The organism is Brevibacterium moorei (assembly GCF_024580735.1).
Classification (GTDB): Bacteria; Actinomycetota; Actinomycetes; order Actinomycetales; family Brevibacteriaceae; genus Brevibacterium; species Brevibacterium moorei.
The window spans coordinates 16,880-30,115 of the sequence record NZ_JANIJX010000007.1 but is presented as its reverse complement, the minus strand read 5'-3'; the positions used below and the strand labels follow the sequence as shown (position 1 = coordinate 30,115).

Genomic DNA, 13,236 nt, shown 5'->3' with positions numbered 1-13,236 from the left:
GTTTAATCTGTACCAAGACGACGAGGTCTTGAAAATCGATCCGAGGGAAACCCATGCATGACGACAAAGTAGTCGATCTGACTACGGCCATCCGCACCCATGTCCAACCGGGGTCCAGCATCGCGCTCGAGGGGTTCAGCCATCTGATCCCCTTCGCCGCCGGCCACGAGATCATCCGCCAGGGCATCACCGACCTCGAACTGTGCCGGATGACCCCCGACCTGCTCAGCGACATGCTGGTCGCAGCGGGCGCGGTCTCCTCGATGGTCTGCTCGTTCTTCGCCTCCGGTTCGGCCGGCAGCCTGTACGAACTGCGCCGCCGGATCGAACACCACGACCCGGCCCCGCTGCCGGTATCCGAATACTCCCACCACGCGATGGTGCTGCGCTACCACGCCGGGGCCGCGGGCCTGCCCTTCGTGCCGATCCGCTCCTTCACCGGCTCGGACATCCCGAAGATCAACCCGGAGATCCGCTCGGTGCCCGATCCGTACTCCGGCGGCCGCGCCTACGTCGTGCCGCCCCTGAACCCGGACGTCACCATCATCCACGCCCAGCGTGCCGACCGCCGCGGCAATGCCCAGATCTGGGGCATCACCGGCGCCCAACAGGAGGCCGCCTACGCCGGCCGGAAGACGATCGTCACCGTCGAAGAGGTCGTCGACGACGAGGTGATCCGCGCCGACCCCAACCGCACGCTGATCCCCGCGCACGCCGTCGATGCCGTATGCGAAGTGCCCACCGGCGCCCACCCCTCGTATGTGCAGGGCTCCTATGACCGCGACAACGCCTTCTACCGCGAATGGACTCCGATCTCCAAGGACCCGGAGGCCCTGCACGCCTGGTTGGACCGGTACGTCCGCGGCACCGGCGACCACGCGGAGTACCTGGCGGCGATCGGCGCCGAGCGCCTGGCCGGGCTGCGAATGGCGCCGCGCCCCTCGGGCAGCGTCGACTACGGCCGCCGGATGACCGCCGCACCCTCGAAGCGAAAGGACGCCTGAGATGACCGCCCCCGAAACCACCCCGGCCGCCGACTACTCGCAGACCGAACTCATCGTCTGCGCCGCGGCGAAGATGCTGCGCGGACGCAACACCGTCTTCGCCGGGGTGGGACTGCCCACCCTGGCCGTCGATCTGGCCGCCCGGACCGTCAACCCCGATGTCGAGCTGATCTACGAATCCGGTGTATCCGGTGCCCATCCGGAGGCCATGGCCGAGGGCATCGCGGACTCCGTGGTCGTTTCCGGCGCCGAGGCCGTGCTGAGCATGCAGGGCCTGTTCGGCTATGTGCTGCAGGGCGGCAATGTGGACGTGGGCTTCCTGGGCGCGGCCCAGATCGACCGGCACGGCTCGTTGAACACCTCCTTCATCGGCTCCTGGGACAAACCGACGGTCCGCCTGCCCGGCTCCGGCGGGGCGGCCGACATCATGGCCAACGCCGGCGAGGTCTTCGTCATCATGCGCCGCCACGACCCGGCCGCCCTGCCCGCGCAGCTGGACTTCGTCACCTCGCCCTCACCGGTGGCGGCGGCCGCGGACCCCGACGGCATCCCGCCGGTGGGCTACGGGGTCAGCACCGTCATCACCCCGCTGGGGATCCTGCAACGGCCGGACCGGATGGCGGAACTCGAACTCACCCACGTCCACCCCGGCGTGAGCGTCGACGAGGTCCTGGCCCAGACCGGCTGGGACCTGCGGGTCGCCGAGAACCTGAGCCGGACCCAGGAGCCCACCGCGCACGAGGTCCACCTGCTGCGCGACGAAATCGACACCGTGCGCCTCTACCTGCGCTGAAAGGAACAGCGTCCATGGAAATCGTCATCTGCGAACCCCTGCGCTCCCCCGTCGGAGCCTTCGGCGGACAGTTCAAGGACGTCCCCGTCCAAGAACTCGGCCGGCAGGTCCTCACCGGTCTGCTGGAGCGCACCGGCCTGCCGCCTGCCGTCGTCGACGATGTGATCTTCGGCCACTGCTATCCGCAGATGGAGGCCCCGGCCCTGGGCCGCGTGGTCGCCCTTGACGCGGGCATGCCGGTGACGGTCCCCGGCCGGCAGGTGGACCGCCGCTGCGGTTCCGGCCTGCAGGCGGTCGCCGACGCCTACGCGATGATCAATGCGGGCTTCGCCGAGGTCGTCATCGCCGGCGGAGCCGAATCCATGAGCCGCGCGCCCTTCTTCAACGAGGAGATGCGCTGGGGCATCCGCCAGGGCAATGTCACGATGAAGGACAGCCTGGTGCGCGGACGCCTGACCGCGGGCGGCGCCGACTACCCGGTGCCCGGCGGGATGATCGAAACCGCCGAGAACCTGCGCGTCGAATACTCGATCGACCGCGAGGAACAGGACCGCTACGCTGCCGCCTCCCACCGCAAGGCCGCAGCCGCCACCGCAGCGGGTCGGTTCGCCGATGAGATGGTGCCTATCATCCTGCCGGCCACCCGCAAACAGCCGGAACAGCGGGTCGTCCTCGACGAGCACATCCGCCCCGACTCCACCGAGGAGAAGCTCGCCCGTCTGAAGCCGCTGCGGCGCGGGGTCGACCCGGAGGCCACCGTGACCGCCGGCAACGCCTCGGGCCAGAACGACGGCGCCTCGGCCTGCATCGTGACGACCAGGGACCGTGCCGAGGCCCTGGGGTTGAAGGCCTATGCCAAGGTCGTGGGCTTCGGCGTGGCCGGCGTGCCACCGCGCACCATGGGAATCGGACCGGTCCCGGCGACCGCTGCCGCCCTGGAGCGCGCGGGTCTGAGCCTGGGCGATATCGACCTGATCGAACTCAACGAGGCCTTCGCCGCACAGGTGCTGGCCTGCACCAGGGAATGGGAACTGAGCGAGGCCGATATGGCCGAGCGCCTCAACGTCAACGGTTCCGGCATCTCCCTGGGCCACCCCGTGGGCGCCACGGGCGGCCGGATCCTGGCGACCCTGCTCCACGAGATGGACCGACGCGGGTCCCGCTACGGCCTGGAGACCATGTGCATCGGCGGCGGCCAGGGCATCGCCGCGGTCTTCGAGCGGCTGGAGGCCTGAACCATGGGCGAAGCGCAGACACCGAAAGGCCGGACCGCGGCCGGGACGCCGCCGGAGGGGACCCTGCCCCTGGCCGGGACCACCATCGTGGAGAACGCCTCCTTCGTGGCCGCCCCCACCGCCTGCCTGCACCTGGCCAAGCTGGGCGCCAGGGTGATCCGGATCGATCCACTCGGCGGTGGGCCCGACTTCGGCCGCTGGCCGCTGGCCGATAGCGGGGACTCCCTGTTCTGGCACACGGCCAACCGGGCCAAGGAATCGGTCGCGCTCAATATGCGCGACCCCCGTGGCAAGGAATTGGCGCAGGCACTCATCACCGCCCCCGGCGACGGTCGCGGCGTGTTCGTGGAGAACAGCGTGGGCCGCGCCTTCCTCGACGATGCGGTGCTGCGCGCGAACCGACCCGATCTGATCCACGTCAAGGTGTTGGGTTCCACCGACGGCGGACCCGCGGTGGACTACACGGTCAACGCGGAATCCGGTATCCCCACCATCACGGGACCGGCCGCGGACCCCCGCCCCACCAGCCACGCCCTGCCGGCCTGGGACCTGCTGTGCGGGCAGATGGCCGCGACCGCCGTGGTCACCGGACTGCTGCAGCGGGCCACCACGGGCCGCGGCGTGTTCGAGGAGATCTCGCTGGAGGACGTGGCCCGCACCTCGGTGGCCGACCTGGGCTGGTACTCCGAGACGCTGCGGGCAGCCGGCGGCCGCCCCAAGGTGGGCAACCACGTCTACGGCACCTTCGGTCAGGATTTCGCCACCCGCGACGGCAGGATCATCGTCGTGGGCATCACCAAGCGCCAGTGGGCCGCACTGCAGAAGGTGACGGGCACCGAAGAGGTGTTCGCCGCCCTGGCGCAGAGCCTGGACGTGGACTTCGCCGACGAGGGCGTGCGCTACACCCAGCGCGAGCTCATCGTCGCAGTGGTCGCCGGCTGGTTCGCAGCCCACACCACTGACGAGGCGCTCGCGGCCCTGCGCGCCGCCGGCGGCCTGGCAGCGGCCTACCGCACCCCGACCCAGGTGGCGGCGGCTGTCGGCACCGCGCCCGCCGCCGGACTGTACCGGACCGCTGGGGGCCCACTCGGCGATCTGGTGGTCGGGACCTCGGCCATCCGGGTCGACGGATACGCGCCGCGGGCGGACCGGCCCGTAGTCTTCGGCGCCGACACCCAGCGCGTACTGGCCGAGGATTTGGGCATGAACGACAAGGAGATCGCCGGTCTGCGCGACCGCGGGATCATCTGAAGAAGGGATCAACCATGACGCACAAGCCACGCCCCCGTCCGGGAACACCGCACTATATGACCGAGGACCGCGTCGAACTCCAGGCCATGGCCAGGCAGTTCTCCGACGAAGTCGTCCGGCCCATCGCCAACGAACTTGACCCCGTTGAGGGCCAGTTCCCGGAAGAACTCGTCGCCCAGATGGGCGAGCTCGGATTCTTCGGCATCATGATCCCGGAAGAATACGGGGGCCTCGGCCTGGGCGTCTTCGAATACTGCCTCGTGGCCGAGGAACTCTCCCGGAACTGGATGTCGGTGGCCGGCCTGCTGGCCCGCGGCAATGGCATGGGCGGGGGGTTCACCCCCGCACAGGAGGCCCGCCTCCTGCCGAAGGTGGCCACCGGCGAATACCTGGGCGCCTACGCCCTGTCCGAGGCGGAAGCGGGCTCCGACGTCGCCAACATCCAGTGCAAGGCAGAACGCGACGGCGACGAATGGGTCATCAACGGCACCAAGATGTGGTGCACCTACGCGGACATGGCCGACTACCTCGTCCTCTTCGCCCGCACCTCGGTCGACCCCGACCCGAGCAAACGCCACCACGGCATCTCCTGCTTCCTCGTCGAGAAGGAGCGCGGGAAGTTCCCCACGGGCATCAGCGGTAACCCCGTGAAGAAGATCGGCTACTTCGGCTGGCACACCTGGGAGCTGTCCTTCGATGACTTCCGGCTGCCCGCCGATGCGCTGCTGGGCGAAGAGGACCGCGGCTTCTACCTGGCCGTCTCCGGCTTGGAAGTCGGCCGCGCCCACACCGCTGCGCGCTCCATCGGCCTGGCCCAGGCCGCCCTGGACGCCGCGATCGACTATGTGCACGTGCGCAGCCAGTTCGGCCACGAACTGGCCGACTTCCAGCACCTGCGCTTCAAGATCGCCGATATGGCCGCCAGGATCGCGGCCTGCCGCCAACTCATGTACTCCGTGGCCAGCGATATCGACACGGGCAACCGCTGCGACAAAGAAGCGGCCATGGTGAAGTACCTGGCCGGTGAGATGAGCGAATACGTCACCAGCCAGGCGCTCCAGATCCACGGCGGCGCCGGCTATACGAAGGACTTCCCGGTGGAGCGCTACTGGCGCGATGCCCGCCTGACGAAGATCTTCGAGGGCTCCTCGGAAATCCAGATGCGCATCATCAGCGATCAACTGTTGGGGCGCTGAGCCCCAACCACAGCGCCGACCCGTCACAGATGTGCGGTTCTCCACCCGGAGAACCCACATATGTGACGGGTCGGCGTGCTCAGCGGGCCTGTTCGGTCGCCGGGTGCCGGTAGGCGGCCGGGGTGCGCGTCAGTTTGATCGGCGAGGCCACCTGGCGGGACCCGTCGTCGAACTCGACGATCATCTCCCGGTGCGCGGTGTGCGGGTGCTGCACCACCTGGGCCGCGTTCAGGATCGGACCGGCGGGCACGCCGATGGCCATGAGTTCCGCCGCGACCTCCTGCGCATCGTGGTCGGCCAGCAGCCCCTCGAGGGCCTCGCGCAGTTCCGCCCGGTGGCCCAGTCGGGCCGCGTTATCGCAGAACCGCGGATCGGCGGCAAGGTCAGCGGCCCCCAGGAACTCGACCAGCCGGGCGAACTGTCCGTCATTGCCCGCCGTGATGTAGACCGGGCCCGTACCCGTGAGGTATGCGGAGTAGGGCGCGATGTTCGGATGGTCGTTGCCCGTCAACCGGGGTTCGGCCCCCGAAGCGAAGTAATTGGGCAGATGCGGGTGCATCACGGAAAGCCCGGAGTCGAACAGCGTGGCCTCGACCCGCTGGCCCAACCCGCTGCGCTGCCTTTCCTGCAGGGCCATGAGGATCCCCAGCGCGGCATTCATACCGGTCACCATGTCCACGGCCGGCATCCCGATGCGCGTCGGCCCCGAATCCTGCGTGCCGTTGACCGACATGAGTCCGGACATCGCCTGGATGATCGCATCGTAGCCGGGCAGTCCGCCCAATGGACCGTCGTCACCGAAGCCGGTGATGCTGCAGTGGACCAGCCGCGGGAACCGCTCGGGAAGCACCGTGACCGGGTCCAGCCCCCACTTCGCCAGGGTGCCGGTCTTGAAGTTCTCCACCAACACATCCGCGCCGGCCAGCAGCTCCTCCAGCTGTGCGATCCCGCCGGGCGTGCGCAGATCGAGGGTGATGCAGTCCTTGTTCCGGTTGATCCCGGCGAAGTAGGCCGACACCCCTTCTCTGATGAACGGCGGGCCCCAGCTACGGGTGTCATCGCCTGACGGCGGCTCGACCTTGACCACGGTGGCGCCGTGATCGGCCAGGATCTGTGTGCAGTAGGGCCCACCCAGGATCCGCGAGAGGTCGACGACGACAATGCCCTCAAGCGCCCCGCTCATCGGGTCCCCGCCAGGATCGATTCGACGGCCGCCCGGGCCCGTTCCCGGTCGAACGGAACGCCCGCGACCAGGTCGTCGATCACCTCGGCGTCGTCGGCGGCGGGTTCCAGCGGATCCTGCGGCAGCAGTTTGTGGCGCACCACCAGGGCCGCCAGGACCAGGCGCGTCCAGTCCCCGAACCGCTGCCCGACGTGGGCGCCCTCCCAGGTCAGGACGATGGCGCTGACCAGGTGGTAGGTCGCCGAGGCCGCCTGCCGGACCCGCTCCTGATCCGTTCCCATGGGCAGCAGTTCGAGCAGGTGCATGATGCGCCCGGTCAACTCCTCCAGATGCCCGTGCAGCACCGCCGGCACGCAGCCGGTGGCCGCGCCGTCACCGGCTGCTCCGGTGCCTGCGGCCTCGGCCAGCAGGTCCTGCAGATGGCCGATCAGCGGTTTGAGCGATTCCGAGCGGTGGGCCGCCCTGATCACGTCCAGGGCCACGATGTTCGAAGTGCCCTCCCAGATCGAGCCGAGCTGGGCATCGCGGAAGACACGGGCGTCGCCGAACTCCTCGATGTAGCCCACTCCCCCACGCACCTCCATCGCATCCGCGGTGACCTTGCGCGCGTCGCGGGTCGTGCGGAACTTCAGCAGGGGTGTGAGGATCCGCAGCACCGCGGTGGCACGGGAGTCCCCGGCCTCGGATTTCGCATAGACGTCGGCGGTATGCAAGACCATGGACAGGCCCTGCTCGGTCGGCAGCAGCAGCTTCGCCAGCTGTCGGCGCTGCAGCGGCAGCTTGTTCAGGGTGCTACCGAAGGCCTCGCGGTTGGCGCACACATAACGGGCCTCGGCGAAGGCGCGGCGCATCAGCCCGGCCGAGCGGACCCCGTTGGACAGGCGCGAGGGGTTGATCATATCGGTCATCTGTTTGAAGCCCTGGCCCAGCTCCCCCACCAGATAGGCCGTGGCACCGTCCAGGCTGACCTCGCCCGACGGCATCGAACGGGTCCCCAGTTTGTCCTTGAGCCTGACGATCCGCTGGGCGTTCTGCGTGCCGTCGGGCAGGTGGCGCGGCAGCAGGAACAAGCCGATGCCCTTGGTGCCCTCGCCGGCCCCTGCCGGGCGGGCCAGGACCATGGAGAGTTCGGCGTCGACGTTCGAGCAGAACCACTTCTGCCCGTGCAGCGACCAGGTGCCGTCACCGTTGTCCACGGCACTCGTCTCGATCCGGCCGGTGTCGGAGCCCGCACCCTGTTCGGTCATGAACATCGCGCCCTGGAGCAGGGTGTCCAGATCGGTGCTGGTCAGCCCTGGCAGATAGCGCTCCTGCAGCTGCTGCGAGCCGAACTTCCGCAGCACCCGGGTCAGCGAATCGGTCATGGACACAGGGCATTCCAGTCCGAACTCCGCCTGTGCGAAGAGGTAGAAGAACAGGTATTTGACCACCGGGGGCATCACCTCGGGCCAGCCCAGAACGCCGGGCCGGTGGCTCATCGCCGCCATCCCCAGATCTCCGTATGCCACCTGCTGCAGGGCGCGGTAGGCGGGGTGGGCCTCGACGGATTCGAGGTCCTGGCCGGTTCTGGTGCGCGGGCGCAGCACCGGCGGATTGCGGTCGGCGATCCCGGCCAGCTCATCGAGCTCGCCGCCCAGCCGCGGGCCCAGCGCTGTCAGGGTCGGGCGCAGATGCTCCAGCAGCCGGTCGTCGATGTAGAGGGGCAGCAGGCTGCGCAACGAGGTGTCGTCGGCGAACCGGTCGATCCCGAAGCTGTCCGGCACCACCGACGTATCGTCGGCCACGGTCGTATCCACCATAATCTCCTTTGATAGGTTGAAATCAAGCTATCGCGCGGGAGACCGCGGAAACAAAGAGGTTGTGACTATGGGATATAAGCAATGGCTATCGTCGAGCCCAGCCTGAAACGCCTCCGATACTTCGTGGCGCTGGCCGAATACGGCAAGTTCCAGGCGGCCGCCGACGAGGTGGGGATTTCGCAGCCGGCGCTCAGCGCCGAACTCAAACGGCTCGAGGACTTCGTCGGCACGCCGCTGTTCCATCGGGCGCCCGCGACCGCACTGACCGCAGCAGGTGCGGCACTCCTGCCGTACGCTAAGGCGGCGGTGGGCGCCGCCCAGGATTTCAACGCGCGCGCACTGCAGCTGCGCACGGGGGCGGCTTCGACCCTGACCGTCGGAACCGTGATGACCTTCGTCCACCGCGGGCTGCCCGAGGCGATCAGGAACTTCACCCGGCACAATCCGGGAATCGTCGTCAAGACGGTTGAGGCGTCCTCGGCCGCGCAGAGCGATATGCTGCTGGGCCACGAGATCGATGTGGCCTGCGGGCACATGCCGCTGGATTCGCCCCTGGTCGACTGCCGTGAGGCCTCGCAGGAGGGATTCTGGCTGTGCACGGGGGCGACCGAGACGGTCACGACCGTCGCGCAGACCGCTAGCCTGCCCTATGTCATCTTCCGGCGCAGCGCCTCTCCCCTGTACTACGAGCACGTGGTGGGGATCTGCCGGGCCGCGGGCTTCGAGCCGCGGATCGAACACGAGACGACCAGCTGGGCCGCCGCCGTCGAGATGGTGGCACACGGGCTGGGCGTATCCCTGGTACCGGGGCCGGTCGCCGGCAGTTACCGCACCGACGCCCGGCTGCGCCTGCACCGGATCGACCGGGGCGCCGAGGCCCCACAGGCCTGGGTGTCCGTGCGCCGGGAGGCGGCCGGGACGCCGGCCGACCGGCTGGCGCGCGGCATCATCCGCGCCGCCGGCCGTGCTGCGGAGTCGGTTACTCCTCGACCATGACGGTGACCGATTCCGCCACGCAGGCGGGACGTTCGGCGCCCTCGATGGCGATCGTGTGTTCCATCACCACCTGGATGCCGGAGGGCTTCCGGTTGACCTCCTTGAGCACGATCGTGTCCTGGACCTGCGAGCCCACCGGCACGGGGCTGGGGAAGCGGACCTTGTTGCAGCCGTAGTTGATGGCCATCTTCATACCGGTGACCTTCTGCACCTGGGCACCCAGGACGGGCAGCAGGGACAGGGTCAGGAAACCGTGGGCGATCGTCGTGCCGAAGGGGCCGTTCTTCGCCTTCTCCTGGTCGATGTGGATCCACTGGTGGTCGCCGGTGGCATCGGCGAACATGTTGACACGCTCCTGCGTGACCTCGAACCAGTCGCTCTTGCCCAGCTCCTGGCCGACCAGTTCCATCAGGCCGTCATAGCCCTTGATCTCGCGCACCATAATGGTCTCCTTCGTCCTCGTGCGAATCATTGTCGAATCATCGTGCGGATCGTCGTATCGATCCATTGCGTCGATCCTGCCGCGGGTTCCAAGACCCGCTAGTGAGCGTTCGTTCAGCGCTCGACATCATCCTAACCAGTCCCACCAGACGATTCCAAGATGTGGCCGGTGGCGACTTCTGGCACTCTGGGGAATGACCATCCCCTTTGAAGGAGTCCCCTTGTCCTCCCAGATCTTCCTGTACACGGCACTGGGCCTGTACTTCGCCGCCATGCTGTTCATCGGGTACCTCGGCTGGCGCAGGACCAGCGACCACGAGGACTACATGCTGGGCGGGCGGAATCTGCCGCCGTGGGTCGCAGCGATCTCCGCCGGGGCCTCCGATATGTCCGGCTGGCTCATCATGGGACTGCCCGGCGCCATCTACGCGACCGGCCTGATCGAGGCCTGGATCGCCGTCGGTCTGCTCATCGGCTCGTACCTGAACTGGCGGATCGTCGCGCCCCGGCTGCGCTCCTACACCTACATCGCGAACAATTCGATCACCCTGCCCAGCTTCTTCGAGAACCGACTGCGCGATAGGTCCCGGCTGCTGCGCACCGTCTCCAGCATCATCATCCTGGTCTTCTTCACGCTCTACGCCTCTTCCGGAATGGTTGCCGGCGGCAAGTTCTTCGAGAGCTCCTTCGGCGGGGACTACATGTTCGGCATGCTGCTGGTCACCGTCATCACCCTGGCCTATACGCTCTTCGGCGGCTTCCTGGGGGCCTCCATGACGGACGTGGCCCAGGGGCTGATGATGGTCGTCGCCCTGGTCGCGGTGCCCATCGTCGCCATTGTGACAATCGGCGGGTTCTCCCAGACCGCGACGATCGTGGAGACGGTCAGCCCGGCGAACCTGTCCTGGTTGGGCGCCGGCCACTTCGATGCCACCACCGTCGTCATCACCATCGCATCGGGCCTGGCCTGGGGCCTGGGCTACTTCGGCCAGCCGCACATCGTCGTGCGCTTCATGGCGCTGCGCTCGTCCGCCGAGGCCGCCTCGGCCCGCCGCATCGCCACCGGCTGGCAATTCCTGTCCCTGGCCGGCGCCGTGGTTGCGGGCTTCGTCGGCATCGCCTACTTCCAGAAGTTCGGGTCGGCCCCGGCCGACCCGGAGACCGTCGTCCTATTGCTCAGCCAGGTGCTGCTGCACCCCTTCGTGGCGGGCCTGGTGCTGGCGGCCGTGCTCGCGGCCATCATGTCGACCCTGTCCAGCCAGCTCATCGTGTGCTCCTCGGCCCTGGTCGAGGACATCTATCGGGCCTTCCGGCGGACCCCGCCATCGGGCCGGACACTGGTGGTGCTGGGTCGTGTCGGGGTGCTGGTGATCGCGCTGATCGCCATGCTCATGTCGATCAGCCCCAATGACACGATCCTGGGCCTGGTCAGCTTCGCCTGGGCGGGCTTCGGCGCGGCCTTCGGCCCGGTCGTCCTGCTCAGCCTGTTCTGGCCGAAGCTGACGAACTGGGGCGCCCTGGCCGCGATGCTCACCGGCACCGTGGTTGTCTTCGTCTGGCACTATCTGCCCGGGACCCTCTTCGAGCTCTACGAGCTGCTGCCGGCCTTCATCCTGGCCACGGCAGTGGGTATGGTCGTCAGCATGTGCACCCATCGCCACGATCCCGAGATCCACGCGGAGTTCACGGCCGCCGCGGCCGAGGCCTCATCCAAGAGGAGTGCAGCATGAACGTCCCGACCGGTACACCCGTCCCGATCCGTCCGGCCGTCAGCGTCCTGGTCGTGCGCGACGGTTCCTCCGGCCCCGAGGTCTTCGTCCAGCACCGCGTGCAGACGATGGACTTCGCCGCCGGCGCGGTGGTCTTCCCCGGCGGCCGCGTTGATCCGGTCGACTACGCCAGGGCCCAGGCCAGGGCCGCCGAGCAGGGGTTCGACTCCGCACGGTTCGCAGCGCACGAGCGGGCCTGGGCCGCCACCGATATGGCGGCTGTGCCGCTGCACCCTGCCGTGCTGCTGGCCTGCGGCAGGCGCGAGGTGGAGGAGGAGACCGGTTCCCTGTTGCCGAGCGACTGCCTGCTCCCCTGGGCCAACTGGGTCACCCCGCCCGGACCACCGCGGCGCTTCGACACGTACTTCTACGTCGCCCCGGCCTCGGCCGCCGGGCTGCTGCGCAACACCACGACCGAGGCCAAGCGCTCGGAGTGGCTGCCCGCGGCGGTCCTGCTGGAGCGCGGGGGTGCCGGCGAACTGCTGCTCATGCGCCCGACCCGCACGCTGCTCGAAGAACTGGTGGACCTGGGCGGCTGGGATGCGGTGCGGGCTGCGAGCGCGCACCGGTCCATCGTCCCGGTGCGCAATGACCGGCCCCAGGTCTAACCGGCGGGCTCTCAGCCCTTGCGGGCTTTCAGCTGGGCCATCCGGCGGGCCACCACCCGTTCCTGTTCGGCGCCGCCGATGAGCTCGCCGATGGCATCCTGTTCCCTGGCGAAACCGGTCTCCAGGGTCGCGGAGGGGTCGACCGCCAGATTCGTCAGCTCCTTGGCGTAGACCAGCGCCGGACGTGAGCCGGCGGCCAGTTCCCCCGCCAACTCCAGTGCCCGCTGGGCCGCCTGCTCGGCCAGTTCTTCGACCAGGCCCAGGCTCAGGGCCTCGCTGCCCAGCACGGTCCGCCCCGTCATGATGAGGTGCTTGGCCCGGCCCAGGCCCACCAACGGCGGGAGCAGCTGGGTGCCGCACATATCGGGGACCAGACCCCAGTTGATCTCCATCATCGACAGCTTGGCGTTCGGCTGGGCCACGCGGATGTCCGCGGCCAGTGCCAGCTGCAGGCCCCCACCCATCGCCACGGTGTCGATGCCAGCTACCACGGGGACCTCCAACAACTGCCAGACGTAGACGGCCTGCTGGGCCAGGGCCTTGACCGGTCCCAGGGGCGCGAGGTCCTGCACCAGGTGAGCGGTCCCGTCGACCATCTTGGAGAACTCCCCCATGTCCAGCCCGGAGCAGAAGCCGCGGCCGGTGCCGGTCAGCGCCACGGCGCGCACCTCGGCCCGGCCCCGCAGGGCGGTGCCGGCCTCGACCAGGTCGGCGAAGACCTCGGCGGTCAGCGAATTGAGGCGCTCGGGCCTGTTCAACCGCACATGGGCCACCCCGTCCTCGCGCAGGGTGGTCACGACGGTGCCGTGGGTGGCCGTGGTGGACTGTTCGCTCATGATGCTCCTTTGCATGGACTGAATCGGCTGCAGGGTCCGCAGCCGTGCGCAGCCGCGCGGCCGAACCATCCACAGCTTAACAAGCGTTCAGCCAGGGGGTCGACTCACCAGGGATTCGGCTCAAG

General features: G+C 68.6%; 12 protein-coding genes. 8 read left to right on the top strand and 4 right to left on the bottom strand.

Annotated features, from left to right (window positions below):
• The first annotated feature begins 53 nt into the window (after nucleotides 1–53).
• The 5 genes from NQ034_RS06665 to NQ034_RS06645 are packed head-to-tail and all read left to right on the top strand — an operon-like array spanning nucleotide 54 to nucleotide 5,479.
• Entirely contained in the window at nucleotides 54–1,004 is a 951-nt protein-coding gene (locus NQ034_RS06665) for a CoA transferase subunit A (RefSeq protein ID WP_257047809.1), read from the top strand.
• A gap of 1 nt (nucleotide 1,005) precedes the next feature.
• A complete protein-coding gene (locus tag NQ034_RS06660; RefSeq protein WP_257047808.1) occupies nucleotides 1,006–1,797 on the top strand; it encodes a CoA-transferase subunit beta in 792 nt (263 codons plus the stop codon).
• 14 nt (nucleotides 1,798–1,811) lie between these two features.
• On the top strand, nucleotides 1,812–3,032 hold the full coding sequence (locus tag NQ034_RS06655; protein ID WP_257047807.1) for an acetyl-CoA C-acetyltransferase: 1,221 nt from the start codon (nucleotides 1,812–1,814) through the stop codon (nucleotides 3,030–3,032).
• 3 nt (nucleotides 3,033–3,035) lie between these two features.
• Entirely contained in the window at nucleotides 3,036–4,283 is a 1,248-nt protein-coding gene (locus NQ034_RS06650) for a CoA transferase (protein WP_257047806.1), read from the top strand.
• A gap of 14 nt (nucleotides 4,284–4,297) precedes the next feature.
• Entirely contained in the window at nucleotides 4,298–5,479 is a 1,182-nt protein-coding gene (locus tag NQ034_RS06645; RefSeq protein WP_257047804.1) for an acyl-CoA dehydrogenase family protein, read from the top strand.
• Nucleotides 5,480–5,558: 79 nt separating this feature from the next.
• On the opposite strand, the gene NQ034_RS06640 is transcribed toward NQ034_RS06645, so the two are convergent.
• Together NQ034_RS06640 and NQ034_RS06635 are read right to left on the bottom strand one after the other, a co-directional pair.
• Complete coding sequence (locus tag NQ034_RS06640) at nucleotides 5,559–6,662, bottom strand: CaiB/BaiF CoA transferase family protein (RefSeq protein ID WP_257047803.1); 1,104 nt, start codon at nucleotides 6,660–6,662, stop codon at nucleotides 5,559–5,561.
• Nucleotides 6,659–8,461, bottom strand: a complete 1,803-nt coding sequence (locus NQ034_RS06635) for an acyl-CoA dehydrogenase family protein (RefSeq protein WP_257047802.1) — start codon at nucleotides 8,459–8,461, stop codon at nucleotides 6,659–6,661. Before NQ034_RS06635 ends, NQ034_RS06640 begins: the two co-directional genes overlap by 4 nt.
• An 81-nt stretch (nucleotides 8,462–8,542) precedes the next feature.
• On the opposite strand from NQ034_RS06635, the gene NQ034_RS06630 reads away from it, so the two are divergent.
• A complete protein-coding gene (locus tag NQ034_RS06630) occupies nucleotides 8,543–9,457 on the top strand; it encodes a LysR family transcriptional regulator (RefSeq protein ID WP_257047800.1) in 915 nt (304 codons plus the stop codon).
• Here the strand turns inward: NQ034_RS06630 and NQ034_RS06625 are convergent.
• Nucleotides 9,441–9,929: a MaoC family dehydratase gene (locus tag NQ034_RS06625; RefSeq protein WP_306428155.1), complete on the bottom strand. Its 489-nt coding sequence runs from the start codon at nucleotides 9,927–9,929 to the stop codon at nucleotides 9,441–9,443. The two genes, NQ034_RS06630 and NQ034_RS06625, sit on opposite strands and share 17 nt — an antisense overlap.
• Nucleotides 9,930–10,119: 190 nt before the next feature.
• Between NQ034_RS06625 and putP the strand changes: the two genes are divergently transcribed.
• Together putP and NQ034_RS06615 are read left to right on the top strand one after the other, a co-directional pair.
• On the top strand, nucleotides 10,120–11,628 hold the full coding sequence (gene putP / locus NQ034_RS06620) for a sodium/proline symporter PutP (protein ID WP_257047799.1): 1,509 nt from the start codon (nucleotides 10,120–10,122) through the stop codon (nucleotides 11,626–11,628).
• Nucleotides 11,625–12,275: an NUDIX hydrolase gene (locus NQ034_RS06615; protein ID WP_257047798.1), complete on the top strand. Its 651-nt coding sequence runs from the start codon at nucleotides 11,625–11,627 to the stop codon at nucleotides 12,273–12,275. The genes putP and NQ034_RS06615 overlap by 4 nt, the downstream gene beginning before the upstream one ends.
• An 11-nt stretch (nucleotides 12,276–12,286) precedes the next feature.
• On the opposite strand, the gene NQ034_RS06610 is transcribed toward NQ034_RS06615, so the two are convergent.
• Nucleotides 12,287–13,111 (bottom strand): enoyl-CoA hydratase-related protein, encoded by an 825-nt coding sequence (locus NQ034_RS06610; RefSeq protein ID WP_257047797.1) that lies wholly within the window; start codon nucleotides 13,109–13,111, stop codon nucleotides 12,287–12,289.
• Nucleotides 13,112–13,236 lie beyond the last annotated feature (125 nt).

Bases quoted from the DNA above. Each gene is read 5' to 3' on its own strand.
- NQ034_RS06665 (WP_257047809.1), top strand. From the start codon at position 54: ATGCATGACGACAAAGTAGTCGATCTGACTACGGCCATCCGCACCCAT.
- NQ034_RS06660 (WP_257047808.1), top strand. From the start codon at position 1,006: ATGACCGCCCCCGAAACCACCCCGGCCGCCGACTACTCGCAGACCGAA.
- NQ034_RS06655 (WP_257047807.1), top strand. From the start codon at position 1,812: ATGGAAATCGTCATCTGCGAACCCCTGCGCTCCCCCGTCGGAGCCTTC.
- NQ034_RS06650 (WP_257047806.1), top strand. From the start codon at position 3,036: ATGGGCGAAGCGCAGACACCGAAAGGCCGGACCGCGGCCGGGACGCCG.
- NQ034_RS06645 (WP_257047804.1), top strand. From the start codon at position 4,298: ATGACGCACAAGCCACGCCCCCGTCCGGGAACACCGCACTATATGACC.
- NQ034_RS06640 (WP_257047803.1), bottom strand. From the start codon at position 6,662: ATGAGCGGGGCGCTTGAGGGCATTGTCGTCGTCGACCTCTCGCGGATC.
- NQ034_RS06635 (WP_257047802.1), bottom strand. From the start codon at position 8,461: ATGGTGGATACGACCGTGGCCGACGATACGTCGGTGGTGCCGGACAGC.
- NQ034_RS06630 (WP_257047800.1), top strand. From the start codon at position 8,543: ATGGCTATCGTCGAGCCCAGCCTGAAACGCCTCCGATACTTCGTGGCG.
- NQ034_RS06625 (WP_306428155.1), bottom strand. From the start codon at position 9,929: ATGATTCGCACGAGGACGAAGGAGACCATTATGGTGCGCGAGATCAAG.
- NQ034_RS06615 (WP_257047798.1), top strand. From the start codon at position 11,625: ATGAACGTCCCGACCGGTACACCCGTCCCGATCCGTCCGGCCGTCAGC.
- NQ034_RS06610 (WP_257047797.1), bottom strand. From the start codon at position 13,111: ATGAGCGAACAGTCCACCACGGCCACCCACGGCACCGTCGTGACCACC.